Here is a 25,718-nt window from a genome sequence, read left to right on the forward strand (position 1 = left end):
GTACGCCGAACCAGGCGGAGCACACCCGGGCGATCGCTGACAGCGTCGTGCCCGCCGAGGCGACCGGCTGCGCCGCCCTTCTCTAGCTGCGCAGCGCGAACGCCAGCAGCTCGGGCGCGCGGCGCGAGTAGACGGCCGAGCCGATCGCGACCCCGGCGACCAGGACGCCGACCCCGGTGAGGGTCCCGGCCCAGAACGCGGCGCCGACCAGGTCGGTGCGCCCCTCGACGGCGGCCATGACGGCGAGGATCCCCGTCGGGGCACTGAGCAGCGCCGCTCCGCCGATCATCAGCGACTGCGACCAGCCCGCAGCCGCGCCGGTGCTCTGCGGCTGCTGGAACGGGTCGTCGCCCGGCCGGACCGCAGCGTAGGGCAGGGCCGCCGACAGGATGCTCGCGAGGCCGAGGCCGGTGAGGAGCAGGGCGATCGCGACGCCGAACTCGGCTCCGAAGACGGCGATGTCGTCGTGCAGGACGACCGCGGCGAACGACCCGACGAGGGCGAGCGGCACGCCGATGACGAGCGCCGGCGCCAGGCGTCCGAGCCGGTCGGCGAGGCCCCGCGTGTTGGCCGACACGTGCATCCACAGCGCCGTGTTGTCGTACGCGACGTCGTTGTGCGGCAGGAAGCCCAGGATCAGGCACATGAGCGGCACCGGAGCCAGGGCGAGCATCCGCCAGTCCACCCCCGCGATCCCCAGCGGGATCACCAGCAGCGGCAGGAACGGCAGGATCACCAGCGACCAGCGGTAGCGGGCGTCGCGGACCCAGTAGGTGAGGCTCCGTCCGGCGACGGCGCCGCTCGCGGTGCCGGGGAGCAGGTCGAACCAGCCCAGCCCGACGCGGTCGGCCGCCACCTCCGGAGCCGGAGGGCGACGGAGGCCGCGCTCGACGAGCGTGCGCCACGCCCACCACAGCAGACCCAGGGTCACGAGGGCGACGAGGAGGTCCGCGACCGCACGCCCGGTCTGACCCGAGGCGGCGTGTCCCGGCAGGGCGAGTGCCGCGCCGAAGGGCGTCCAGGCGAGACCGGAGGTGGCGACCCCCGATCCCCGGTAGCCGCCGGGCAGGAGCACGCGCACGAGGTCGACGACGAGCGGGATGATGAGCAGCCCGACCACGACGCCGCCCGCGGCGAGGAAGTCGCGGGCCCGGCGGCCGGTGATCGAGGCGCTGACGGTCCCCGCGACGAGCGCCAGCAGCAGGGCGGTGGCTCCGGCGAGCACGGCGCCGAGGACGGCCAGCCAGGCGATGCCCGACCCCAGCCCGAACGAGCGGACGTAGCCCACCCCGAGGATCAGCAGGCAGAGGGCGGGGACGCCGAGAGCGGAGCCGAGGGCGAGGCCGACGGCCGCACGGTCGACGGGCGCGCCGTAGCCGTACAGGCGCCGCGGGTCGCCCCACGGCGGCCGCGACGACGCGAAGGGCGCTACGACGAAGCCCACGAGCAGCAGCGCGCCTCCCCCGACGACGAGCGCCTGGACCTCGCCGAGCGGGTCGTCCCGGAGACGGCTGGTCAGCGTCGACACCGCGATGGACGCCAGGACGGCGACGAGCACGGCCACGACGGCGGTGAACGCGGGTCGGAGGCCGAAGCGGAGGCGGTTCGCAGTTCCGGCGACCCTCAGTCGGAGAAGGAGTGCAACCATTCCATCCCCTCCGTGGCGGCCTGCCCGCCGGCCAGCTCGACGAAGCGCTCCTGCAGCGAGCGGCCCGCGCGGACGTCGTGCACCGTGCCCTGCGCGAGCACGTGCCCGTCGACGATGACCGCGACGCTGTCGCAGATGCGCTCGACGAGGTCCATGCTGTGGCTCGACAGCAGCACCGTGCCGCCCCCGCGGACATACCGCTGCAGGATTTCGGTCACGGTCGCCGCCGACACCGGGTCGACCGACTCGAACGGCTCGTCGAGCACCAGCACACGCGGCGAGTGGATGATGGCCGCCGCGAGCGCGACCTTCTTGGTCATGCCGACGGAGTAGTCGCTGACGAGGCGCCCGAGTGCGTCCTGGAGGCCGAAGGCCTCCGCCAGGTCGGCGGAGCGCTTGCGCGCGGTCGCGCCGTCGAGCCCTCGGAGGGTGCCGGCGTAGTACAGGAACTGCGCGCCCGTGAGGCGGTCGAACAGGCGGAGGCGATCCGGCAGCACGCCGAGCGAACGCTTGGCCTGACGGGAGTCCTTGCTGCTCCAGACGTCGCTGCCGAGGATCTCGACCGTGCCGCTGTCGGGCCGGAGCAGCCCCGTCGCGATGGACAGAGTGGTGGTCTTGCCGGCGCCGTTCGGGCCGACGATGCCGTAGAACGTTCCGGCTCGGACCTCGAGGTCGAGGTTTTCGACAGCCACCGTCGAGCCGTAGCGCTTCCCGAGGCCGCGGATGGCGAGGACGACGGGGCCCTCGGGCGCCTTCGGGGGCTCGGGAACGACGACGGGCGCCTTCTTCCGCCCAGTCGCCGGCGGTTTGCGGGGGGCGGGTTTGCGAGTCGCAGTCGCCGCGGTCTTCCGAGCCGCCGGCGCGGCCGGCTTGCGGGCCGGCGTGCGCGGCGTCTGCGTGCGCGGCGTCGTCTTGCGCGCCGGCGTACCCCGATTCGCCGCCGCCTCGGCCTTCCCCTCGGCCTCGGGCGCGTCGATCACGGTGTCGTCACCGTCGTCGGCTTCTGTCACTTCGTCCCCTTGCCCGAAACGGCCGCCCTGAATGGCCGCTTCGTCGGACAACCGTACCAACCGTCCCCCGTCCCGGACGACGCGACGTACCCCTGTGTCACGAATCCGGGGGTGTCACGAAAAGGACACGACTGGCTGACAATCCGCGATCTGCCAGGGGTTCCGGCGTATGGTGGCAACGCACACTGCCGTGCCACAGACGACCAACCCGGGGCATCTCGACGATGAACAGTCGATGAACCGCCTTCGAACGAGGAGACAACCGTGAGCACTCAGATCGTGATTCTCGCAGCCGGCATGGGCACGCGCCTTGGCCGCTCGCTGCCCAAGTGCCTGACCGAGCTCGCCGACGGCCGCACGATCATGCAGCAGCAGATGGAGAACATCCGCAGCGCGTTCGGCGCCGACGTGAAGATCACCGTCGTCGTCGGCTACAAGTACGAGCACATCGTCGAGGCCTTCCCGACCGCGAGCTTCGTCTACAACGAGCAGTACGACCAGACCAACACGTCGAAGAGCCTGCTGCGCGCCCTGAAGGCGACCGGCTCCTCCAGCGTCGTGTGGATGAACGGCGACGTGGTCTTCGACCCGGCCGCGCTGAAGCGCGCCGCCCCGTACATCGCCTCCGACCAGTCGTTCGTCTCGGTCAACACCTCCAGCGTCTCCGACGAGGAGGTCAAGTACACGACCGACGCCGAGGGATTCATCGACGAGCTCTCCAAGCAGGTCAAGAACGGCCTCGGCGAGGCCGTCGGCATCAACTTCGTGTCGAAGCGCGACAAGGCCGACCTCGTCCGTCAGCTCGGCCGCGTCGACAACCAGGACTACTTCGAGCGCGGCATCGAGCTCGGCATCGAGCAGAACGGCCTCCGGTTCGTCCCGGTCGACATCTCCGACCTCTACGCTGTCGAGGTCGACTTCGCCGAAGATCTCGAGCGCGCCAACCTGTTCGTCTGACTCCGTCCGATGCGGGTTCCGCTCGGATCCCGGCGGGTGCCCGTGATCGAATAGGACTCCCGTGACTGCACCAACCCTTCAGCCGAGCGCCCCCGCGCGCCCCCGACCCCGGGGGTTCGAGCGGTACCGCCAGGTGCTGTGGCTGCTGACGAAGCGCGATCTCAAGGTCCGCTACTCGACCAACGTGCTCGGCTACCTGTGGTCGATCCTCGACCCGCTGCTGATGAGCGGGATCTACTTCTTCGTCTTCACGCAGGTGTTCCACCGCAACGTGGGCGAGAAGCCGTACATCGTGTTCCTGCTGAGCGGCCTGCTCGCCTGGCAGTGGTTCAACGGAACCGTCTCCGATGCCACCAAGGCGTTCACGTCCGATGCGAAGCTGGTGCGCTCCACGAAGATCCCGCGGACCATCTGGATGGGCCGGATAGTGATGTCGAAGGGCATCGAGTTCTTGCTGAGCCTGCCTGTCCTCGTCATCTTCGCCCTGGTCACGGGCGCGCCCGTGCACTGGCAGGTCGTCTACTTCCCGCTGGCTATCGTGCTGCAGGCGGTCCTCGTCACCGGACTCGGACTCATCATCGCGCCGCTCGTCGTGTTCTTCCGCGACCTCGAGCGAGCGGTGAAGCTGATCCTGCGCTTCCTCTTCTACGCATCGCCGATCATCTACAGCACGAAGAGCCTTCCCGAATCGTTTCACCTCGTCGCAGCCTTCAATCCGCTCAGCGGCATCTTCGGGCTCTACCGGTCGGCGTTCTTCCCCGACCAGCTCTCGCTGTGGGAGGTCGTCATCGGCGCTCTGCTCTCGTTCGTCATCCTCGGCGTCGGCGTCCTGGTGTTCCGCGCGTGCGAGCGCGCCGTGCTGAAGGAGATCTGATGTCGACCACGTCTCCCGTCATCCGCGTGGCCGACGCCGGCATCCGCTTCCGTCGCAACAAGAGGGCGCGCCGGTCGTTCAAAGACCTCTTCGCCGACAGCAGCCGGCGTTCGCGGCCGGGCGAGTTCTGGGCTCTCCGCGGAGTCACGTTCGACGTGCAGCCCGGCGAGTCGATCGGCGTCGTCGGCCGGAACGGCCAGGGCAAGTCGACCCTGCTCAAGCTCGTGGCGGAGGTCATGCTGCCCGACGAGGGCGCGATCGCGGTCGCCGACGGAGTGGCCCCCCTGATCGAGATCACCGGCGGCTTCGTCGGCGATCTCAGCGTCCGCGACAACGTCTACCTGACCGCCGGTCTCCACGGCATGTCCCGCACCGAGATCGACGAGGCCTTCGACGAGATCATCGGCTTCGCCGAGATCGAGTCGTTCATCGACACGCCGTACAAGCACCTGTCGAGCGGAATGAAGGTCAGGATCGCGTTCGCGGTCATCTCCCGCCTCGACGAGCCGATCATCCTGGTCGACGAGGTCCTGGCCGTCGGCGACCGGGCCTTCCGCGAGAAGTGCTACCGCCGCATCGAGGAGCTCCTCACAGCAGGCCGCACGCTGTTCTTCGTCTCGCACAACGAGAAGGACCTCCGTCGCTTCTGCACGCGCGGCCTCTACCTCGACAAGGGAGCCCTCGTCTTCGACGGGCCGATCGACGAGGCTCTGGCGAGGTACAACGCCGATCTCGCTCGCAAGTCTCAGGCGTAGGGTCGCGCAATGCGACGTTCCAAGAATCCTCCGGTCGACCAGCCCGAGACGACCGACCTCGAGAAGGCCCTGCCGTTGAAGGGCGAGGCGCTGCGCGAGACCGGGCGCGAGCTCACGGCCGACGTCGACAGCCCCGTCTGGCAGCGAAGCCTGAACCGGGTCCTCGCCGTCCAGCACCCCGTGGTCGAGTCGCACGTGCGGGCGCTCCGCCGTCGCCACCCCGACCACTCTCCCGAGCAGATTCTGCATACCCTCGAGCGCGAGTACCTGACGGCAGTCACGACCGGCGGGGCCGCCGTCGGTGCGAGCGCCGTCATCCCCGGCGTCGGCATCGGCGTCTCGCTGGCCCTGTCGGGCGCCGAGACGGCCTACTTCCTGGAAGCCACCGCCCTGTTCGCGCAGTCCGTCACCGAGGTGCACGGAATTGCCGTCACCGAGCCCGAGCGCGCGCGGACGATCGTCATGGCCATGATGCTGGGAGGCCCCGGGAGCGAGCTCGTACGCCAGCTCGCCGGCGAGGCCATGGGCACGGGCCCGGCCCGCTCGGCCTTCTGGGGCGACCTCGTCGCGAAGCGCCTCCCGCAGGCGGCCATGTCGAACCTGTCGGGGATGGTCCGCAAGGAGTTCACGAAGCGCTTCGTCCGTATGCAGAGCGCCACCATCGTGGGCCGGGCGATTCCCTTCGGCATCGGCGCCGTCGTCGGCGGCGTGGGCAACCACACGCTCGGCCGCAAGGTCGTCACCAGCTCGCGGACCGCATTCGGCCCCGCGCCGGCCGCCTTCCCGAGTGAGCTCGAGTCGAAGCCCGAGCACCGATCGCTGCTCCAGCGGCTCCCGTTCCCGATCGGACGCAGGCGCCGCGGCGACGCCGACCAGTAGCGCCGACTGCTCCTCCACAGGTGCCGTTCGACCGGGGTTATCCACCGATCGGACGTTGTCCACAGGGTCCGTGCTCGCGACGTCGGATGCCCCTCCTATCGTCTCGGGCATGAGCACTCTTCCTTCGGCCTACGCCGTGCCCTTCTGGGTCGACCGCACTGATGAACCCCACGTCTACCGACTCGTCAACCTCGGCGACGAGCCTGTCCGCGGCGTCCGCGTGACGCTGCTCGGGTCGGGCCACCTCGTGCCCGTGGACCCCCGGCCTCTGCCGCCGGGGCGCACGCTGACGTTGACGCTCCTGGCCGTCGACAGCCGCGACTCGATCGCTGTGGTGCGCTGGTTTCGGCCCGACGGCGACGAGTACGTGTGGCGATTCGCGTTCTAGGGGCGCGAGACGCGGGCCACCGGGGGCGTGGAGTCCGCGGCAGGAGCAGCGTGAGCGCGCCGAGTCCTCGTCTGCGGCACGCTCAGGAGCGGCGGCGGCGCTGCTCGCGGACGTAGTCGGCGGCGCTGAACGCCTCGAGAAGGGGCGGCAGGTGGTCGGCGCCGAGCCCGGAGACGAACGCGGCCGGGTCGGCGTCGAGGACTGCGGCGAGCCGCACGATCGTGTGGAGCACCGGGTTGCCGATGCCGCGCTCGATCTTGCCGTAGTTCGAGACGTTCATGCCGGCGAGGTGCGCCACCTCGTCCTGGCTCAGGCCGAGGCGGAGGCGCTCGGTGCGAACACGCTCACCGAACAGTCGCGAGGCTTCAGACGCTGGATCAGGCACACCCCATGGATACGCGACTGGCTCTCGCATGTCCAGACTATATAGAATCAGGCGCTTTATGCCTCATTTATATATGCCTTTTGAAGTCGGGGTCAGAGGGAGTCGAGATCGTCATCACCGCGTGCGAGGAGATCCTCGCCGGTGCCGATCTCCGAGCCTGCCGCGTCGTCCGCCAGGGGCTGGGCACGGTCGTACTCGCGCCATCGGTCGATGAGAACGTCGACGGCCGCCTCGAAGCGCCGGGTGGCCTCACCTGGGGTCGTGTCGCCGAAGTGGTGCTCAGCCCAGAAGTCGAGGCGCGAGCGGGCGTCCTCGTCGCCGAGGACGGCCGCGACGAGCTGCTCGATATCGCCGGCCTGGTCGGCGGCGACCCACTCCGCCGAGCCGAGGTACCCGCCCTCGTCGACTTCTGCCGCCGGCGAGACCGGCCGCGTGACGAGGAGGGGCTTGCCGGTCGCGAGCCGGTCGTAGACCATCGCCGAGATGTCGGTGATGGCGACGTCGGCCACGGCGAGCTGCCAGCCGAGCTCCGGGCCGTCGTCGTAGACGTGCTGGGCGGCCGGATCACGGCGGTTGGCCTCGTCGATCGCCCGGACGATGCCCTCGTGAGCGGCCTTGTACCCGGCGTCGAGGACGCCGCTGCGCGGATGAGGGCGGTAGACGACGCGATGGCGTCCTGTTGCGAGCAGGGCGGGCACGAGCGCCGCGTGGGTCGCGATCGACCCGTAGGCGGCCGCTGCGCGGTCGCCCTCCCACGTCGGCGCGTAGAGCACGACGATGCGGTCGTCGGGTGTGAACGGCAGGACGCCGGCGAAGTGGTCGGCCTGCGGGCGGCCGATCATGATCGCCCTGCGGTCGAGGTCGTAGTCCCAGAGCTTCGCGCCGAGGCGCTGCAGAGCCGCCTTTCCGGCGACGAACGCATAGTCGTACGACTTGAACTGGTTCGTCGTCATGTACATCTTGTCGCTCTCGCCGTGGTTGACGAAGACGTGCCACATGCGCCCGTACCGCATCATCTGGAAGTTGCGGGAGTTCTGGTTGACGTACAGCGTCATGGCGATCGGGTGGGCCTCGACGAATGCCTCGAGGTCGACGACCTGGCGGGCGTAGACGACCGGCACCGGCGACTCGTCGACAAGGGCCAGCATGGTGGCAGGATTGCGCACGACGATGGCCACCGGCACGGTCTCGGCCAGATGCGCGAGAGGTCCGTACCACTGGCGGATCTGGTAGAGGTTCACGGCGCCGTCGGCGAAGTAGACGGCGACGCGGACCGTCCCCGGAGCGGGCGCGACAGCCCGGACGTCGCGCCGGGCCAGATCGCGGCGGTTCCTGCGCGAGACGAGCAGGCGTCGGGCGAGACCGATGCCGAGTCCGAGATCTCGGAGAAGAGGCACTGGGGCTCCGTTCGAATCGGGGGTGTCAGCGGGCGGTGGTGGGGACGGCGGGGTGGGTCGTCACAGGACGGGCGGGCGGCCTGCGCGGGCCATTCGGAGGACGGTCCGCCACCCCATGGAACGCCGTCCACCCGGGGAGGTCGCCCAGCCCTCGCGCCAGCCCGCGAACCACGGGCCCAGGCGATCGGGGCGGCGCGCCCAACGGAGCACCTGCACGCCCGTCCAGGACGCCACGTAGACGGGCACGAGCGGCCACGGCAGGTTGCGCTTGGCGAGCCAGACGCGGTTGCGCGCGTTGAGGCGGTAGTACTGGCTGTGGCGGGCAGGATCGATGGCCGGGTGGTGCGCGGTCAGATCGCCGGCGTACCAGACCCGCTTGCCCTGGGCCCAGACGCGCCAGGCGAGCTCGATTCCCTCGTGCGCGTAGAAGTACGGCTCGCCCCAGCCGCCGCAGGCGTCGAAGACGGCTCGCGGCATCAGGGTCGCTCCCTCCCACACCGAGAACACGTCGCTCGAATCGGTGGCGGAGCCCTTCCGCAGTCGCGGGATCCAGCGCCTCGGGTCTCCCGCTCCTGCCGGGTCGGTGACCCGGGGCTGGAGGAGTCCGATATCGCCCGCCCTCTCGACGAGGCGAACGGCATCGGCGAGGAAGGTCGGCGACGAGAGCGAGGCGTCGTCGTCGAGGAAGAAGATCCAGTCGCCTGACACGGTCTCGGCGCCGCGGTTGCGCCCGGCGGGGATGCCGACGTTGTCGGGAAGGACCAGGGCGCGGACTCCGGCGGGCAGCGGCCCCGTTCCTGCGCCGTTGCCCACGCAGACCACGTCGAGCTCGACGCCCTCCTGCGACTGCACCGACGCGAGGCCCCGGAGGAGGTCGTCGGGTCGGCGACCCTGCGTCAGGCTGACCACGCCGATCGAGGGTCGCCCTGCGACAGGGGTCAGGAGCGCACCCGCTTCGACGACATGATCGCGACGAAGTGGCCGAGCAGGGCGAGCAGCGACAGCGGCACGAGCACCTGGAGGGCGATGCGGTCGACCGTCATCTGGCCAGCGAACAGGCCGACGACCGAGATCGCGAAGATGATGATCGTGAGCTCGACCGAGTGGTACAGGCGGTGGAACGGCACGAAGCGCGCGACCGAACGCGCCCGGGCCAGCAGGCGTCCGCTGGGGACGGTGATGCCGCCGCGCTTGTCTTCGAGCTTGTCGAGCCCGGCGTTCGCACGGGCGACGTGGACCATGTCGTTCAGGGCCTTGTTCAGCACGATGACGAGCGCCAGGGCGAGGCCCAGGGTGGTCCAGCGGTAGTCGGCCGGGACCTGGAACGGGAAACCCGCCGCGCGGATGCCCAGCATCACGGGGATCAGCGCCTCGGTCGTGTAATGGCCGACCTTGTCGAGGAAGACGCCCGCCGGCGACGACGTGCTGCGCCAGCGCGCGACCTCGCCGTCGCAGCAGTCGATGAGCATCTGCACCTGGCCGAGCACCAGCGCGAGCGCCGGACCGGCGATGCCGGGGATGAGCAGCGAGAAGGCGGTCGCCCAGCCGGCGAGGATCATGAAGCCGGTGACGCCGTTCGCCGTGATGCTCGTCTTCAGGAAGACCCAGGTGAGGTAGGGCGACACGTCGCGGAGGTAGAGCGACGCGGTCCAGTGCTCGGCGTTCGCCCGGCTGCGGACCTCGGGCGGCTGCGCGACGCGCTTGAGCTCGGCGATCGACGACGGTCTCGATCGTGTGGGTGTCGACATGCTTGCTTATCTTCCGACGTGCGCGGTGATGTTCTTGGTGAGTTTCAGGAACCCGGCGAAGAAGCCCGTTCCCCACCCGAAGTGGATGCACGGCAAGACTACGAGAAACCAGAGCTTGGCCCGGCCGCTCTCGTCTCGGGCGGCGGTGAACGTCGCCGCCACGACGAAGACGGCGTAGACGGCGGGCGCGACGAAGCCGAGGAGGAGCCAGCCGGCCCACGACCCCGTGGCTGCGCCCACGATCCCGACGAGGCCGGCGATCAGGCCCACGGTCACGGCAGCGACCATGACCGGAGGCACGAGGTACCGCAGGGAGCTCGACGAGGGGAAGCGCCGCACGAGCTCGCCGCGCCAGATGCCGGTCGCGACGAACTGCCGCACGAGGGTGCGCAGGCTCGGGCGAGGGCGGTAGGTGACCGTCAGGTGCGGGGTGAACCACACCGTGCCGCCGGTCGCCCGGAGGCGCCGGTTGAGCTCCCAGTCCTGGCCGCGCTTGATGTTCTCGTCGAACAGGCCGACCTCGATCAGGCGATGGCGCTGGAAGACGCCCAGGTAGGCCGTCTCGGCCGGGCCCTCCTTGCCGCCGACGTGGTGCGGAGTGCCGCCCAGCCCGACGCGGCTGCCGTAGGCGCGGGCGACGGCCTTCTCGAACGGCGTGCGGCCCTCGGCGCGCATGATGCCGCCGACGTTGTCGGCGCCGGAGCGCAGGAGCGTCTCGACTGCGACGCGCGTGTAATCGGTCGGCAGCACCGAGTGGGCGTCGACGCGGATGGTCACCGGGTGCTTCGACGCCTCGATGGCGACGTTGAGACCGGCCGGCGTCGACCCGACGGGGTTCGGGATGCTGCGGAGGCGCGGGTCGGAGGCGGCGAGACGCGCGACGACCTCGTTCGTGCCGTCGACGCTCGGGCCGAGCGCGAGGATGACCTCGAAGGGGCCCTCGTGATCCTGCGCCACCAGGCTCGCGACAGCGGACTCGATCTCGCGGACCTCGTTCAGAACGGGCATGACGTACGAGACCCCGACGGTGCGGCTGTCTTCACTGCTCATGGCGTCCTGGGATTCGAAGCGCGACCAGGCGGCGGCGCGGGCATGGACCACGCGACCGGCCGGTCGCCGTCCGCGGAAATCCGGACGAGCCTATCAGGACGCCTCAGGCCTTGAGGGTTCCCAGGTCGACCGTGAGCGACTTCGTGCTGCCGTCGCGGATGTACGTCAGCGACGCCGTCGAGCCGCCCGCCAGCGTGCGCACCTGGGCGGTGAGGTCGGTCGCCCCGGTGATCGGGATGCCGTCGAACTTGGTGACGATGTCGCCCGCGCGCAGGCCGGCGGTCTCGGCGGCGCCGCCCGACGTCAGCGACTTGATGAGGGCGCCGGTGTGAGTGGCCGAGGTGTCGTTGGTCGAGTCGTCGACGCTCGCGCCGAGGAGTCCGTGAGTGGCTGACCCGGTGTCCTTGATGTCGTTGGCCACGCGCTCGACCAGGTTGGCCGGGATCGAGAAGCCGACGCCGATGCTGCCCGAGGCGCTCGACGACGAGCTCGAGCTGCCCGCGCTCGCGATCGCGACGTTGATGCCGATCAGCTTGCCGTCGGTGTCGAGCAGGGCTCCGCCCGAGTTGCCGGGGTTGATGCTGGCGTCGGTCTGGATGACGGGGAGCGAGATGGTCGAGCTGGTCGAGGTCGACGAGCCGCTGCCGTTGTCGAAGCTGAACGGGCCCTGGCCGTTGTTCTCGCTGCCGGACGACGAGTCGTCGCTCGAGTCGGGTGCGGCCGACGATGCGACCGTGATGCTGCGGTTGAGCGTCGACACGATGCCGTCGGTGACGGTGTTCGAGAGGCCGAGCGGAGCCCCGATCGCGACGGTGGTGTCGCCGACGTTCAGCTTCGACGAGTCGGCGAAGGCGATCGGGGTGAGCCCGGTCGCGTCGATCTTGATGACGGCGAGGTCGACGAGGGGGTCGGTGCCGATGAGCTTTCCCGAGTAGAGCTGGCCGCCCGAGGTCGTGACCCGGATGGTGCCCTTGGCGCTGGCGCCGTCGAGCGTGACGACGTGCGTGTTCGTCACGATGTAGCCGTCGCCGGTGAGGACCACGCCCGAGCCGGTGCCGGCGGAGGTTCCGGCGGCGACGTCGATCGTCACGACCGACGGGGTCGCCTTCGCCGCCACGGCCGTGATGAGCGAGGCGTCTTTGTAGTGGCCGATCGAGAGCGTGTCGGAGGTGCCGCCGGTGGCGTCGTTCGAGCCGCGTGCGCCGAACAGCGCGTAGCCGCCGGTGGCGACGAGGGCGCCGATCACCGCGGCGACGACGGCGACGGCGACGAAGCCGCCCAGGCCGCGGCGGCGCGGACGGCGGGCGTCGGGCGCCTGCCAGCCGGAGGGCGCGGCCGAGGCCGTCGCGGCGTCGTACGACCAGGCACCCGGGGCGGCCGGGTTCACGTCGGCCTGCGGGGAGTTCGACAGTCCGGCGTACGCGGCCGAGTTCGAGCCGGCGTAGGCGGCATGGTCGAGCGACGGCGGGGCGTGGTGCGCGCCGTCGGGCGCGGCGAAGCCCGTGTACGGCTTCGTGTCGGCGAGGGGCGCCGGGGTCTCGCCGGGAAGCGGCGGGGCACCGAGGGCCGGCGGTGCGGTCGGCTCGGCGGGCCCGGTCGGCGTCTCGCCGGCAATCGGCTCGGTCGGCTGCTCGGCCCCGGGCGCGGCCGTCGACTGCTCCCCTGTCTGACGAGAGGCCTCGTGAGGTGCCTGCCAGGCGTTCCGACCGTTCTCTGAGCCCCTGCCCGCTTCGCTGCCGGCGGCGTTGTCGGGGGTCTGCGGATCGGTGGGATCGGTCATGGTGCCACATCATAGGCGGGCTGCGTAAGGGTCAGCCGAGAAGGACGTTACGGTGGGCAGATGACCACTCTCGCCCCCTGGGAGCGCGCAGCCCGTGGCGCCATGCTCCTCGATGCGTCCGGCCGCATGGCCCCCACGATCTTCGCCGAGATGTCGGCGCTGGCGCAGGCGACCGGCTCCCTCAACCTGGGGCAGGGGTTCCCCGACGAGGACGGCCCGGCCGAGGTGCTCGAGGCCGCTCGTCAGGCGATCACGGACGGCATCAACCAGTACCCGCCGGGGCGCGGCATGCCCGTCCTCCTCGAAGCGGTGGCGGCGCACCAGAAGCGCTTCTACGGCATCGAGGTCGATCCGGGCAGCGAGGTGCTGGTCACAGCGGGCGCGACCGAGGCCATCGCGGCGACCCTCCTCGCCCTGGTCGACGCCGGCGACGAGGTCGTCACGCTCGAGCCGTTCTACGACTCGTACGGCGCGGTCATCGGCCTGGCCCGCGGCGAGCACCGCACCGTCCCGCTCCGGGGTGACGAGTTCCGGGTCGATCCCGACGAGCTGCGCCGCGCGATCACCGACAAGACGAAGGTGATCCTGCTCAACGACCCGCACAACCCGACCGGCTCCGTGCTCGACGCCGACACGAGGGCGCTCATCGTCGAGCTGGCGAACCGCCACGACGTCACCATCGTCTCGGACGAGGTCTACGAGCATCTCCTGTTCGACGGCGCGAAGCACGTGCCGATCTCCACTCTCCCGGGCGCCGCCGAGCGCACCGTCACGATCTCGAGCGGGGGCAAGTCGTTCTCGACGACGGGCTGGAAGATCGGCTGGCTCAGCGCTCGACCCGAGCTCGTCAGCCAGATCCTCGCGGTCAAGCAGTTCCTCACCTACGTCAACGGCGCCCCGTTCCAGCCCGCGATCGCGGTCGGCCTCGGCCTCCCCGACTCCTACTTCGACCAGCTCGCCGCCACGCTCCAGCACAAGCGAGACCTGCTGCGCACGGGCCTCGAGGCCGCGGGGTTCACGGTGTCGCGCCCCCAGGGCTCCTACTTCGTCGTCGCCGACGCCCGCCCGCTCGGCTACACCGACGCGGTCGACCTCTGCCGCCGCCTGCCCGAGCTCGCCGGAGTCGTCGGGGTGCCGATCTCGGCGTTCTGCCACGCCGACCTGGCCGACGAGTACTCGTCGCTGGTGAGGTTCGCGTTCTGCAAGCGCACGGAGGTGCTCGAGCAGGCTGCTCGGCAGCTCGCCTCGCTCGGCGGGTAGGTCTTCTTCGGGACGCAGGAACTCGGGTTCCTGCGTCGCATCTCGGGGCTACCCCGTGACGACGGGCGCGCCCTCGGCGACCCGGAACCGTCGCAGCGCGAGAGCGGGGTTCACCCGGCGCACGCCGTCGATCCGCGCCCGAGTCACCTCGCCGAGCGCGATGCCGGCCTCGTCGCCGATCGCGGCGATCTCGACGCCGAACGGATCGACGACCATGCTGTTGCCGACGCCGACCGGGGGCACGTGGTCGGCGGCCGCGATGTACACGGTGTTCTCGATGGCTCGCGCAGTGACGAGCGTGCGCCAGTGGTGCTCCTTGAGCGGGCCGCGGACCCACTCGGCGGGCAGCAGCACCACCTCGACTCCCGCGTCGACGAGCGTGCGCGTCACCTCGGGGAAGCGGATGTCGTAGCAAGTCTGCAGCCCCACGATGAAGCCGCCGACCTCGAACGTCTCGGGCGCTTCGATGTCGCCCGGGACGACCCAGTCGGACTCCGTCGATCCGAACGCGTCGTAGAGGTGCAGCTTGCGGTACGTCGCCACGACCGAGCCGGTGGGAGCGACCGCGACGAGCGTGTTCGAGAACCGGTCGGTGCCGGTCGACTGGACGAGACCGGCGACGACGTGGATGCCGAGACGGGCGGCGATCCGCCCCAGCCCCGTGACGAACGGCCCGTCGAGCGGCTGCGCGAGCTCGACGTAGCGCGGCCCCAGGTCGGGTTCGAAGAACGACGAGTACTCGGGGAAGACCGCGATGGCGGCGCCGCGGGCCGCTGCCCGCTCGGCCAGCCGCTCGATCTCGGCAAGGTTCGCCTCGGGGTCCGCGCCGGGGGCGAACTGCCCGACGGCTACGAGCATGCTGTCGCTGGATCGGGGATCGTCGCTCATGCGGCCACTGTAGCCGTCGGGGCAAGACGGCGAGAGTGCCGTCGCGGTCAGCGGGTGAGGGCGTCCGAGAGCCCCAGGCTCCAGACCGCGACGCCGCCGAGCTTCAGGTGCTTCGCGTACGCCAGGCGCGTTCGGTACGACCTGGCGTCGGACCACCAGATCGTGGTGCCGCTGGACAGCGTGGCGTGCCACTCGGCCTGCGCGGCGCTCCACTTCGCGGTGGCGCGGTCGCGCTTCACGATGGCGCGGGCGCGGGCGTCCGAGAGCTGCTCGCCGTTGCCATGCTTCGGCCAGGTGTAGCCGTAGCCCGCGATGCCGAGCTGGAGCTTCGAGGCCGGCACGGCCTTTCGGAGGGGTGCCAGCGACTCCTTCACCCACGGCAGGCCGCCGACAGCGCCGGCGCCCGACCAGCCGGGTCCGTGCTCGTCGTAGGCCATCAGCACGATGTGGTCGGCGGCGCGCCCGAGGGGCGCCATGTCGTAGCCGAGGGCGGCGTACCCGCCGGTCGACGCCATGATGCAGACCGAGACGCTCGTGCCGGCACCCAGGGCCTTGTTCAACTCGGACACGAACCGCGTCAGACCGGCCGCGTGCGCGTCGGAGAGGCTCTCGAGGTCGACCGTGACGCCGTCCCAGCCGTGGGCCCTGACCTCGGCCGCCAGGTCGCCGACCACTGCGTCGATGTGCGTGCGGGAGCCGAGGAGGGCGTCGCCGATGGCGGGCGAGAAGTCTCCGAGATCGCCGTCGAAGTTGCCCACCAGCAGCTCGGCCTTCTCAGACCGGGCGTGCGCGGCCTTCACGAGGTCGAGCGCCTCGGTCGACACCGGCGTGATCGAGCCCCCGTCGGAGGTGACGTTCACGCCGTCGATGCCGATCGTCGTCAGCGCCGACCGGCTCGCGTCGAGCTTCGCCGTGCTGGTCGAGCCCGCCTCGGCGTACCCGACGACCTGGGGCGGGGTGGCGGCCTGGGCGCTGGAGCAGCCGGCGGTCAGAACGACGAGGGCGGCGAGCGCGGCCGTCACGAGGCGGGCGGATCGGGTCGGCAGCATCGGATCAGGTTACGACCTCGTCGGGCTCGCGAGCTCCCATCGTTCCTGGAGCATGATCGTTCCATGCGTTCCGTACCGAGCACCGATGCCTACCGCGCCGCCCGAGATCAGCTCCTCCGCGCCCTCGACGAGGGCACGCCCGCGAGCTTCCGCTGGCCCGACGTCGGCGCCGAGTTCAACTGGGCCACCGACTGGTTCGACGTCATCGCCGGCGGCAACGACCGAGTCGCGCTCTGGATCGTCGAGGAGGACGGCACCGAGTCGACGACCACGTTCGCCGAGATGGCCCGGCGCTCCGAACGGCTGGCCACGCACCTGAGCCGTCTCGGCGTCGCTCAGGGCGACCACGTGCTGCTGATGCTCGGCAATCAGGCGGAGCTCTGGGAGACCATGCTCGCCGTCATGAAGCTGGGCGCCGTGATCCTGCCCACGTCGACGATGCTCGAGGCGCACGATCTGCAGGATCGCGTCGTCCGCGGGAGCGTCGCCCACGTCATCACCACCGTCGGCGAGGCCCCCAAGTTCGATGCCGTCGACGGCGACTTCGGCCGCATCGTCATCGGCGGCGCAGTCGACGGCTGGAGCGACTATCCCGATTCGCTCGTCGAGCCGGATGAGGCGGGGCCCGCACGGCCGAGCGTCCTGACCCGAGCCGACGATCCGTGCCTGATCTACTTCACCTCGGGCACGACCTCGAAGCCGAAGATGGTCGTCCACACCCACACGTCGTATCCCGTGGGGCACCTCAGCACCATGTACTGGCTGGGGCTCACGCCGGGCGACGTGCAGCTGGCGATCAGCTCGCCCGGCTGGGGAAAGCACGCGTGGAGCTGCTTCTTCTCGCCCTGGATCGCCGAGTCGACCGTCTTCGTCTACAACTACGGCCGCTTCGACGCCAAGGGCCTTCTCTCGCAGCTCGAGCGCGCGCAGGTGACGACGTTCTGCGCGCCGCCGACGGTCTGGCGCCTCCTGATCCAGGCCGACCTGGGCCCCCGCCCGTCGGCTCTCCGCGAGATCGTATCGGCCGGCGAGCCCCTCAACCCGGAGGTCATCGCCCGCGTGGGCGACGCGTGGGGTCTGACGATTCGCGACGGCTACGGACAGACCGAGACGACCGCCATCATCGGCAACCCGCCGGGGTCGGCCGTCAAGCCCGGCTCGATGGGACTCCCGCTCCCCGGCGTGACGGTGACCCTCCTGGACCCGCTCACCGGCGAGCCCGGCGACGAGGGCGAGGTCTGCCTCGATCTCGCCGATCGGCCCCTCAACCTCATGGCGGGCTACTTCGGCGATCCTGCGCGCACCTCCGACTCGATGCGCGACGGGTTCTTCCACACCGGCGACGTCGCGTCACGCGACGAGGACGGATTCATCACGTTCATCGGCCGCACCGACGACATCTTCAAGTCGTCCGACTACAAGGTGTCGCCCTTCGAGGTGGAGAGCGTCCTGCTCGAGCACCCCGCGGTGGCCGAGTCGGCGGTCGTGCCCGCACCCGACGACGTCAAGTTGAACGTGGTCAAGGCGTACGTGACTCTGGCGGCGGGCTGGGAACCGAGCGCGGAGACCGCTCTGGCGGTCCTCAGCCACGCCCGGACGGCCCTCCCCGCCTACGAGCGGGTGCGGCGGGTCGAGTTCGGGCCGCTGCCGAAGACGATCTCGGGCAAGATCCGCCGAGTGGAGCTGCGCGACCGCGAAGAGCAGGCGGCCCTTGCCGGTGCCGAGCCGTTGGCCGACGAGTGGCGCGACAGCCAGTTTCCCGAACTCGCGGGCGACCGAGCATCGGCCTCGCGGCCGCGCTGAGGCGACGGCCGAGTCGCCGGTCGCCCTCGGGCCGGCCCTGCCGGAGCCCGTCTAGTCAGAGGACGCCACGACGCTGACCAGCACGGCTTTCGACACGGGGGTGTTGCTGCCGAGAGCGGCGCTGTCGAGAGGCACGAGCACGTTCGCCTCGGGGAAGTAGGCGGCCGCGCACCCGCGGGCGGTCGGGTAGGCGACCGCCCGGTAGCCGCGGAGAGCCCGCTCGACGTCGTCGGGCCAGTCGGTGATGACGTCGACGCGCTGTCCGTCGACGAGGCCGAGGTCGGCGAGGTCGGCGGGGTTGACGAACACGACCTCGCGGCCCTTCTTGATGCCGCGATAGCGGTCGTTGAGGCTGTAGATGGTCGTGTTGTACTGGTCGTGCGACCGCAGGGTCTGGAGCAGCAGCCGCCCCTCGGGCCGCTCGACGTGCTCGAGGTGGTTGACCGTGATCTCTGCCCTGCCGCTCGCGGTCGTGAACGTGCGGGAGTCGCGCGGGCCGTTCGGCAGTACGAAGCCATCACGGCTGCGGACACGCTCGCTGTACCGCTCGAAGCCGGGCACGACTCGGCTGATGTGGTCGCGGATCACGTCGTAGTCGTCTTCGAACGACTGCCAGTCGACCGGCACGCGGTCCGCGAGCGTGGCCCGCGCGAGGCGGGCGACGATGGCGACCTCGGAGAGCAGGTCGGCCGCGACCGGAGGCACCTGGCCGTGGCTGCCGTGCACGGAGCAGACGGTGTCCTCCACGGACACGAACTGCGGGCCCGCCTTCTGGATGTCGATCTCCGTTCGTCCCATGGTGGGCAGGATGAGCGCCTCCGCACCGACGACGGCGTGCGAGCGGTTCAGCTTCGTCGACACCTGGACGGTCATCTCGGTGCCCCGCATGGCCTTCTCGGCCAGCTGCGTGTCGGAGATGGCCGCGACGAGGTTTCCGCCGAGGCCCATCCAGAACTTGATGTCGCCGTCGCGCATCGCCTTGATCCCGTCGAGCGCGTCGACGCCGTGCTTGCGCGGGGGCTCGAAGTGGAACTCGTCGCGGAGGGCGTCGAGGAAGGTGTCCGACATCTGCTCCCAGATGCCCATCGTGCGATCTCCCTGCACGTTGCTGTGCCCGCGGATCGGCGACGCGCCGGCGCCCGGCCTGCCGATGTTGCCCCGGAGCAGCAGGAGGTTCAGGATCTCCTTGATCGTGTCGACGGCCTTCCGGTGCTGGGTGATGCCCATCGCCCAGGTGATGATCACGCGCTCCGAGTGGATGTAGCGGTCGGCGAGCTCGTCGATCTCCGCAAGCGAGAGGCCGGTGGCGAGAAGCACCTCGTCGTCGTCCACCGCGGCGATGTGCTCCGCGAACGCATCGAATCCTCCGCAGTACTCGTCGATGAAGTCGTGGTCGAGCACGGTCCCGGGCGCTGCCGCCTCGGCGGCGAGCACGCGCTTGGACACGGCCTGCAGGAGGGCCATGTCGCCTCCGAGCCGGATCTGAACGAACTGGTCGGCCATCTCCGTGCCGCGGCCCAGGACGCCGGCCACTCGCTGCGGGTTCTTGTAGCGGCGGAGACCTGCCTCGGGGAGCGGGTTCACCGCGACGATCTTCGCGCCGTTCCGCTTGGCGTCCTCGAGCGCGGTGAGCATCCGCGGGTGGTTCGTTCCCGGGTTCTGGCCCATCACGATGATGAGGTCGGCCTTCTCGAAGTCGTCGTAGGCGATGGTCGACTTGCCGATGCCGACGACCTCGCTCATCGCCGTGCCCGTCGACTCGTGGCACATGTTCGAGCAGTCGGGGAGGTTGTTCGTGCCGAAGGCGCGGACGAAGAGCTGGTACGCGAAGGCGGCCTCGTTCGAGGTGCGACCGGAGGTGTAGAACGAAGCGTCATCCGGGCTCGCCAGCGAGTTGAGCTTCTCGCCGATGACCTCGAAGGCGCGCTCCCAGCTGACCTCCTCGTAGTGCTCGCTGTCGGCCGGCTTGTAGACCGGCTTCGACAGGCGTCCCTGCATCCCGAGCCAGTACTCCGACTTGTCGAGCAGGTCGTCGATGGAGTGCTCAGCCCAGAAAGACGAAGGCACGAGGACGGGCGTCGCCTCCCAGGTGACCGCCTTGGCCCCGTTCTCGCAGAATTCCGCCACCTTGCGATGCGCAGGATCGGGCCAGGCGCAGCTCATGCAGTCGAAGCCGTCTTTCTGGTTCAAGGACGTCATCAGCTTCACGGTGCGGGCGAGGCCGAGCTGCTTGATCGCCGGCTCCATCGAGTGGAGCACCCCCGGCACTCCGGCGGCCCACTCGCGAGGCTCCCCGACTTCGAGGTGGTCGTCGCTGACGTCGTGGACGGGAGGCTTCTCGGTCATGCGATGCTCTCCATCGGTCGGGTTGCCGCAGTCGCCGTGGCGGCGAGTCGATCGGGGCGGGAGTAGACGACCATGCTCGCACCGCGCAGGAACCCGACGATGGTCACGCCGAGCTCGGTAGCCAGATCGACGGCCAGTGACGAGGGTGCGGACACAGCCGCCATCATCGGGATGCCCGCCATCGACGCCTTCTGCGTCAGCTCGAACGAGGCTCGTCCCGACACCATGAGCACCATGCCGGTCAGCGGCAGCAGGTTCTCCTTGACGGCCCAGCCGACCACCTTGTCGACAGCGTTGTGCCGGCCGACGTCCTCGCGGAGAACCAGCAGGCGTCCGGTCCGCCCGTCGAAGAGCGCTGCCGCATGCAGGCCTCCGGTCTTCTCGAACACGTCCTGACCGGCCCGGAGGAGGTCCGGGAACGTGGCGAGCAGTTCAGGGTCGACCACGAGCGGGTCGTGCAGCACGCCGTGCTGCGACTTCGTCCGCACCGCGTCTATCGACGCCTTGCCGCACAGCCCGCAGGAGCTGGTGGTGTAGAAGGCCCGTTCGAGAGAGGGATCCGGGGCGGGAACGCCCGGTGCCAGAGCCACGTCGAGCACGTTGTACGTGTTCAGGCCCTCGTCGGTCGCGCCGGCGCAGTAGCGGGCCGCCGAGAACTCGTCTCCGCGCGAGATGACGCCTTCCGAGACCAGGAAACCCGCAGCCAGGTCGAAGTCGTGGCCGGGCGTCCGCATGGTGATGGCCAGCGACTGCCCGCCGACGCGGATCTCGAGTGGCTCCTCGACCGCGAGAGTGTCCGTCGTCGAACGCCTCTCGCCGCCGACGGTCAGGCGTGTCACGTGCTTGCGTGCGGTGATGCGTCCCATGACTCATGGTCTACCCCTCCGGGGCACGGTCTGGGAAGACGGCTCACCAGGGAAGATCCAGTGAGGGCACGGAATCACCCGCGCGGGCCCCGCCTTCGGGGACCAGGAGGATCCCGTCGGCGTCGGCCAGCCCCCGGAGCATCGCCGACGACTGGCGGAGCTGCGGAAGCGCACCTGCGAGCGTCTGCCGGTAGGCCTGCACGAGCACTCCCCCTCGCGGGTGGCTGACGTCGGCGGCGAGGTCCACTGTGCTCGGCACGGCCACCGTACGGCCGAGCAGGCCGTCGATCAGCGGTACGCCGACGACGACGAGGGCGACCATGGCCGCCATCGGGTTGCCGGGGAGGCAGAGGTGCAGGGTCGAGCCTCGGCGCGCGATCATCGTCGGCTGGCCGGGGCGCATGGCGACGCGGTCGACGACGAGCTCGGCGCCGAGGCGTGCGAGGGCCGCTCGGACATGATCGGTGCTGCTGTGCGCCGTGCCCCCGGTCGTGATGACGAGTGCGAGATCGGGGCGGTCGAGAGCCGCGACGGTGGCATCGAGGTCGTCGGCGACCCGGACGGCCGAGTCCGCAACGGCGCCGAGACGGCGCAGGACATCGGGCAGCTGCACGGTGAAGACGTCCCGGACGGTACCGGGTGCAGGCACGCCCTCGGACACGATCTCGTCGCCGAGCACCGCGATGCCCACCCGAGGCGGGGTCGCGACGGTCACGGTGTCGAGCCCGCAGACGGCGGCGACCGCGACGCGCGGAGGCGTGAGGACGACACCCGCCTCGAACAGCAGATCGCCGGGCGTGGTCTCCTCGCCCGCGACGCGGATGTGGCGCGGAGCCGCGGGAGGGCCGTCGTCGACCAGACGGCCGTCGGCTATCCGTCCGGACTCCGAACGCAGGACGCGTTCCGCGCCGAGGGGAACGGCTGCTCCTGTCGTGATGGGGCGAGCGACGCCGGGCGCCAGCGGTCGGGAGTCGATCACGGGTCCGGCGACGATCGGCTCGCCGAAAATCCAGGGCCCGGCAGCCGAGACGGCCCAGCCGTCCATGGCGGCGGCATCGAAGCCCGGCACGAGCCCGGGCGAGCGCAGAGGGGCGGCGAGGGTGCGGAAGGCCGCGGAGGTCAGGGGAACCGTCTCGGCGGTGGCCCGGAGGGCTGATCCTGCATCGAAGGCCGCGCAGCGAACCTCGCTCCACGTACCGCCCGCCAGCGTCACTCCGGGTCGGCCGTGGCCAGGCGCCGCGCGGTCGCGAACGCGCGGTCGAGGGCCTCCGGTGAGCCGCCGTCCAGACCGGCTGCGAGACCGACGAGGAATGTCGTCAGAGGTGCGGCCGGGCGCGCGACGCCGTGCGCTGCATCCCGGGCCAGGTCGAGCACGGCGGGGATGTCGGCGGCGAAGCCGGGCGGCAGAGGAAGAGCCTCGGTGAGCGTCTTCGCCCACGCCTCGAGCTCGGCAGGTGTCTCGGTCATGGCCTCCACCTAACCAGCCGTCGACTCGGGCGCGCCCACGACACCCCATCGCCGGGCATCGTCGACCGTGTCGACGTCGGCGCACAATTCGGTCGGCACCGCGACGTCGATCAGTTCGACGCCATCGAGCATGCGACGAAGGGAGAGGTTCGCGAGGCCGACGGAGCTGGAGAGAGCGGCGAGGCGGTCGTCGAGCGCAGCCCGGCGGTAGAGGGCGAGGAGGGGCTGACGGCGGACATCGTCGTCGACGGCGATCCAGCCGTCGGCCATCCCGCCGTCGGATCCCGCAGACGCGCCGTCCAGGAGCACCCGTACCGCCTCCGGCGCGCGGGGCAGGTCGCACGCCAGCACGAGGACGAACTCCGACGCCGCCTCGGGCACCGCCGCGAGACCCGCGGCGACGGCGGCGACCGGGCCCGACCACGGCGGGTGCTCCCGGGTCGCCACCGAACCGGCCGGCGTCTCGCGGCCGTCGCGCAACCCCACGACGACTCGAGCCGCCGCAGCACCCGCCGCCTCGACCGCCAGATCGAGCAGAGTCGACCCGCCGGTCGTGAATGCCGTCTTGTCGAGACCGCCGACGCGGGACGCCCGGCCTCCGGCGAGGAGGACGGCGTCGAACGCGAGTGGCATGTGACCCATCCTGCTCGCCTGCAGGCTCGCTGTCTGGCTCCATCCGTCTGCCAGCGGACCTGGGAGGAAACCGGCGAACATGTCGGCAGCGGACGTAGCATCAGCGCGACGGCCGTCAGAGGCCGATGGATCAAGGAGGATTCATGTCAGGAAACAGAGCAGTCGCCTACAAGGGCCCGGGCGAGGTCGAGGTCATCGACACCGACTACCCCGAGTTCGAGCTCAAGGACGGCCCGGGGGTGAACCCGGCCAACGTGGGCCGCAAGGTGCCGCACGGCGCCATTCTGCGCACGGTCGCCACGAACATCTGCGGCTCGGACCAGCACATGGTCCGAGGTCGCACCACAGCACCTGCGAACCTCGTGCTCGGGCACGAGATCACCGGCGAAGTGGTCGAGGTCGGGCCGGGAGTCGAGTTCATCAAGGTCGGCGACCTCGTCTCGGTGCCGTTCAACATCTCGTGCGGGCGCTGCAAGAACTGCATCGAGCGGAAGACCGGCATCTGCCTGAACGTCAACCCGGACAGACCCGGCAGCGCCTACGGCTACGTCGACATGGGCGGGTGGGTCGGCGGGCAGGCCGAGTACGTGCTCGTGCCGTACGCCGACTGGAACCTGCTGAAGTTCCCCGACAAGGACCAGGCGCTCGAGAAGATCATGGACCTCACGATGCTGTCCGACATCTTCCCGACCGGGTTCCACGGCGCTGTCACCGCGGGTGTCGGCGTGGGCTCCACCGTCTACGTCGCCGGCGCCGGTCCGGTCGGCCTGGCCGCGGCGACCAGCGCGCTGCTCCTGGGCGCCGCAGCCGTCATCGTCGGCGACATGAACGAGGGCAGGCTCGCCCAGGCCAGGAGCTTCGGCTGCGAGACGGTCGACCTGAGCCAGGGCGGCCCGGCCGAGCAGATCGAGCAGATCCTCGGGGTACCCGAGGTCGACTGCGCGGTCGACGCGGTCGGGTTCGAGGCGAAGGGGCATGGACACGACGCCAAGGAGGCGCCGGCGACCGTCCTGAACTCGCTCATGGACATCACGGCCGCCGGCGGTGCGATGGGCATTCCCGGGCTGTACGTGACCGGCGACCCGGGTGCGTCCGACGAGGCGGCAAAGAAGGGCTCCCTCTCGCTGTCACTCGGCACGGGGTGGGCGAAGTCGCTCTCGTTCACGACCGGCCAGTGCCCCGTCATGAAGTACAACCGCGGACTGATGAACGCGATCCTGCACGATCGCGTCCACATCGCCAAGAACGTGAACGCCACGGCGATCACCCTCGAGGACGCCCCCCGCGGCTACAAGGAGTTCGACGCGGGAGCCGCGACGAAGTACGTGCTCAACCCCAACGGGTACCTGGACGGCAAGGCCGCCTGAGTCCTGAGACGGGGCGCGGCGTCGACCCCGCGAGAACGAGAAGGGCCCCCTCACCGAGACGACTCGTGTTGAGAGGGCCTTTCTGCGGGGGGCCGGCGCATGCTGGAAGGCATGCACATCGACGACGAGGCGACTTTCAACCGGGCTGGATCCGTTCGGATCTTGGGGGCTCCCTGGGGCGACAGCTCACGACGAGGACGCCCCTACGCCAAGGACCCGTCGGTCGTCCGCTTCCAGGGCCGCTACCTGATGTACTTCTCGCTGCCGTCGCAGGACGACGACCGCGCTGAGGGATGGTCGGTGGCCGTGGCTGAGAGCGACGACCTCGTGGCCTGGAACACGATCGCCGTCCTGCCCGCGTTCGGCGACTACGACGCCACCGGTGCTGCGGCCCCCGGAGCGGTCGTCATCGACGGCAGGGTCCACCTGTTCTTCCAGACCTACGGAAACGGCCGAGACGACGCGATCTGCCATGCCGCGAGCGACGACGGAACCGTCTTCACCGCGAACCCGCAGAACCCCGTGTTCTCCCCCACGGGCGCTTGGACCTGCGGGCGCGCCATCGACGCCGACCTGGTAGTAGCCGGCGACCACCTCCTGATGGCCTGGGTCACTCGGGATCCCGAGATGCGAATCCAGATGGTCGGAACCGCGAGAGCACCGCTCGGCAGCGCATACGGGCCGGAGGACTGGGAGCAGCTGTCCGTCGACGGGCCCGCTCTCGCCCCCGAGCTGCCCTGGGAGCAGGAGTGCATCGAGGCGCCCGCCCTCCGGTGGGACGGCACGACCTTCACGATGTTCTACGCCGGCGCCTACAACAACCGGCCCCAGCAGATCGGCTGGGCGACGAGCCCCGACGGCCGCACGTGGACCCGCGGTTCTGACGAACCGCTCATCCCCGCCGGCCGAGACGGCGAGTGGAACAGCTCGGAGTCAGGCCACCCCGGGTACCTTCGCGACCACGACGGCCAGGAGTACCTCACGTTCCAAGGCAATCCCGACGACGGACGCACCTGGTATCTGGCCACCACGCGACTCGAGTTCGACGGCCCCGACCCGACCGTCGACATCGTCTGACCACCGCGCTCCGCGCTCCGGATGAGCGCGGCGGCGGGGAAAGACGAAAGGCCCCCTGATCAGGTATCACCTGATCAGGGGGCCTTTCTCT

24 protein-coding genes are annotated in these 25,718 nt (G+C 70.4%); 9 read left to right on the top strand and 15 right to left on the bottom strand.

The genetic code is table 11. The features are described from left to right. Positions 1-82: 82 nt before the first annotated feature. Entirely contained in the window at positions 83-1,648 is a 1,566-nt protein-coding gene (locus EDF46_RS10080; protein WP_123506157.1) for a hypothetical protein, read from the bottom strand. Next, the gene (locus EDF46_RS10085) at positions 1,624-2,658 is read right to left on the bottom strand and encodes an ABC transporter ATP-binding protein (RefSeq protein WP_233579981.1); all 1,035 of its coding nucleotides are present in this window, start codon (positions 2,656-2,658) and stop codon (positions 1,624-1,626) included. The genes EDF46_RS10080 and EDF46_RS10085 overlap by 25 nt, the downstream gene beginning before the upstream one ends. Positions 2,659-2,922: 264 nt before the next feature. On the opposite strand from EDF46_RS10085, the gene EDF46_RS10090 reads away from it, so the two are divergent. From EDF46_RS10090 to EDF46_RS10110, 5 genes are all read left to right on the top strand, one after another. After that, positions 2,923-3,615 carry an NTP transferase domain-containing protein gene (locus EDF46_RS10090; RefSeq protein WP_123506158.1) on the top strand — a complete coding sequence of 231 codons (693 nt, stop codon included), beginning with the start codon at positions 2,923-2,925 and terminating at the stop codon, positions 3,613-3,615. Between the two features lie 61 nt (positions 3,616-3,676). Next, positions 3,677-4,489 carry an ABC transporter permease gene (locus tag EDF46_RS10095; RefSeq protein ID WP_123506159.1) on the top strand — a complete coding sequence of 271 codons (813 nt, stop codon included), beginning with the start codon at positions 3,677-3,679 and terminating at the stop codon, positions 4,487-4,489. After that, positions 4,489-5,244 carry an ABC transporter ATP-binding protein gene (locus EDF46_RS10100; protein WP_123506160.1) on the top strand — a complete coding sequence of 252 codons (756 nt, stop codon included), beginning with the start codon at positions 4,489-4,491 and terminating at the stop codon, positions 5,242-5,244. The genes EDF46_RS10095 and EDF46_RS10100 overlap by 1 nt, the downstream gene beginning before the upstream one ends. A gap of 9 nt (positions 5,245-5,253) precedes the next feature. Continuing rightward, on the top strand, positions 5,254-6,123 hold the full coding sequence (locus EDF46_RS10105) for a hypothetical protein (protein WP_233579982.1): 870 nt from the start codon (positions 5,254-5,256) through the stop codon (positions 6,121-6,123). Between the two features lie 109 nt (positions 6,124-6,232). Further along, positions 6,233-6,511, top strand: coding sequence for a hypothetical protein (locus EDF46_RS10110; protein ID WP_123506161.1), 279 nt, complete (start codon positions 6,233-6,235; stop codon positions 6,509-6,511). An 82-nt stretch (positions 6,512-6,593) separates the two neighbouring features. Here the strand turns inward: EDF46_RS10110 and EDF46_RS10115 are convergent, their stop codons facing one another. The 6 genes from EDF46_RS10115 to EDF46_RS10140 all read right to left on the bottom strand — a co-directional run bounded on the left by EDF46_RS10115 (position 6,594) and on the right by EDF46_RS10140 (position 12,871). Beyond that, positions 6,594-6,896 (bottom strand): helix-turn-helix domain-containing protein, encoded by a 303-nt coding sequence (locus EDF46_RS10115; RefSeq protein WP_158614209.1) that lies wholly within the window; start codon positions 6,894-6,896, stop codon positions 6,594-6,596. A 92-nt stretch (positions 6,897-6,988) separates the two neighbouring features. Continuing rightward, the gene (locus tag EDF46_RS10120) at positions 6,989-8,293 is read right to left on the bottom strand and encodes a CDP-glycerol glycerophosphotransferase family protein (protein WP_123506163.1); all 1,305 of its coding nucleotides are present in this window, start codon (positions 8,291-8,293) and stop codon (positions 6,989-6,991) included. A 60-nt stretch (positions 8,294-8,353) separates the two neighbouring features. Further along, a complete protein-coding gene (locus EDF46_RS10125) occupies positions 8,354-9,202 on the bottom strand; it encodes a glycosyltransferase family 2 protein (protein ID WP_233579983.1) in 849 nt (282 codons plus the stop codon). Positions 9,203-9,231: 29 nt separating this feature from the next. Next, the gene (locus EDF46_RS10130) at positions 9,232-10,041 is read right to left on the bottom strand and encodes a CDP-alcohol phosphatidyltransferase family protein (RefSeq protein WP_123506164.1); all 810 of its coding nucleotides are present in this window, start codon (positions 10,039-10,041) and stop codon (positions 9,232-9,234) included. Between the two features lie 6 nt (positions 10,042-10,047). Next, the gene (locus tag EDF46_RS10135) at positions 10,048-11,091 is read right to left on the bottom strand and encodes a glycosyltransferase family 2 protein (protein ID WP_233579984.1); all 1,044 of its coding nucleotides are present in this window, start codon (positions 11,089-11,091) and stop codon (positions 10,048-10,050) included. A gap of 103 nt (positions 11,092-11,194) precedes the next feature. Then, the gene (locus tag EDF46_RS10140; protein WP_123506165.1) at positions 11,195-12,871 is read right to left on the bottom strand and encodes a S1C family serine protease; all 1,677 of its coding nucleotides are present in this window, start codon (positions 12,869-12,871) and stop codon (positions 11,195-11,197) included. A 60-nt stretch (positions 12,872-12,931) separates the two neighbouring features. On the opposite strand from EDF46_RS10140, the gene EDF46_RS10145 reads away from it, so the two are divergent. After that, positions 12,932-14,131 (top strand): pyridoxal phosphate-dependent aminotransferase, encoded by a 1,200-nt coding sequence (locus EDF46_RS10145; protein ID WP_123506166.1) that lies wholly within the window; start codon positions 12,932-12,934, stop codon positions 14,129-14,131. A 48-nt stretch (positions 14,132-14,179) separates the two neighbouring features. Here EDF46_RS10145 and EDF46_RS10150 read toward each other — a convergent pair whose 3' ends face one another. Next, positions 14,180-15,019 (bottom strand): carbon-nitrogen hydrolase family protein, encoded by an 840-nt coding sequence (locus EDF46_RS10150; protein ID WP_123506167.1) that lies wholly within the window; start codon positions 15,017-15,019, stop codon positions 14,180-14,182. A gap of 47 nt (positions 15,020-15,066) precedes the next feature. Beyond that, positions 15,067-16,068: a glycosyl hydrolase family 18 protein gene (locus EDF46_RS10155; RefSeq protein WP_123506168.1), complete on the bottom strand. Its 1,002-nt coding sequence runs from the start codon at positions 16,066-16,068 to the stop codon at positions 15,067-15,069. 63 nt (positions 16,069-16,131) lie between these two features. Here EDF46_RS10155 and EDF46_RS10160 point away from each other — a divergent pair, with 63 nt between their 5' ends. Continuing rightward, positions 16,132-17,871, top strand: coding sequence for an AMP-binding protein (locus EDF46_RS10160; protein ID WP_123506169.1), 1,740 nt, complete (start codon positions 16,132-16,134; stop codon positions 17,869-17,871). Positions 17,872-17,922: 51 nt separating this feature from the next. On the opposite strand, the gene EDF46_RS10165 is transcribed toward EDF46_RS10160, so the two are convergent. Genes EDF46_RS10165 through EDF46_RS10180 form a run of 5 tightly spaced genes read right to left on the bottom strand, consistent with a single transcriptional unit; the run spans position 17,923 to position 23,183 of the window. After that, a complete protein-coding gene (locus EDF46_RS10165) occupies positions 17,923-20,217 on the bottom strand; it encodes an FdhF/YdeP family oxidoreductase (RefSeq protein WP_123506170.1) in 2,295 nt (764 codons plus the stop codon). Then, the gene (gene fdhD, locus EDF46_RS10170; RefSeq protein ID WP_123506171.1) at positions 20,214-21,083 is read right to left on the bottom strand and encodes a formate dehydrogenase accessory sulfurtransferase FdhD; all 870 of its coding nucleotides are present in this window, start codon (positions 21,081-21,083) and stop codon (positions 20,214-20,216) included. Before fdhD ends, EDF46_RS10165 begins: the two co-directional genes overlap by 4 nt. A gap of 43 nt (positions 21,084-21,126) precedes the next feature. Further along, positions 21,127-22,296: a molybdopterin molybdotransferase MoeA gene (locus EDF46_RS10175; protein ID WP_158614210.1), complete on the bottom strand. Its 1,170-nt coding sequence runs from the start codon at positions 22,294-22,296 to the stop codon at positions 21,127-21,129. After that, positions 22,293-22,550, bottom strand: coding sequence for a DUF6457 domain-containing protein (locus EDF46_RS18720; RefSeq protein ID WP_158614211.1), 258 nt, complete (start codon positions 22,548-22,550; stop codon positions 22,293-22,295). The genes EDF46_RS10175 and EDF46_RS18720 overlap by 4 nt, the downstream gene beginning before the upstream one ends. A gap of 9 nt (positions 22,551-22,559) precedes the next feature. Further along, positions 22,560-23,183 (bottom strand): molybdenum cofactor guanylyltransferase, encoded by a 624-nt coding sequence (locus EDF46_RS10180; protein ID WP_158614212.1) that lies wholly within the window; start codon positions 23,181-23,183, stop codon positions 22,560-22,562. Between the two features lie 143 nt (positions 23,184-23,326). Between EDF46_RS10180 and fdhA the strand changes: the two genes are divergently transcribed. After that, complete coding sequence (gene fdhA / locus EDF46_RS10185) at positions 23,327-24,550, top strand: formaldehyde dehydrogenase, glutathione-independent (RefSeq protein ID WP_123506174.1); 1,224 nt, start codon at positions 23,327-23,329, stop codon at positions 24,548-24,550. A gap of 111 nt (positions 24,551-24,661) precedes the next feature. Next, complete coding sequence (locus EDF46_RS10190) at positions 24,662-25,627, top strand: family 43 glycosylhydrolase (RefSeq protein WP_123506526.1); 966 nt, start codon at positions 24,662-24,664, stop codon at positions 25,625-25,627. The last annotated feature ends 91 nt before the right edge of the window (positions 25,628-25,718 follow it).

Source organism: Frondihabitans sp. PhB188, assembly GCF_003752365.1.
Classification (GTDB): Bacteria; Actinomycetota; Actinomycetes; order Actinomycetales; family Microbacteriaceae; genus Frondihabitans.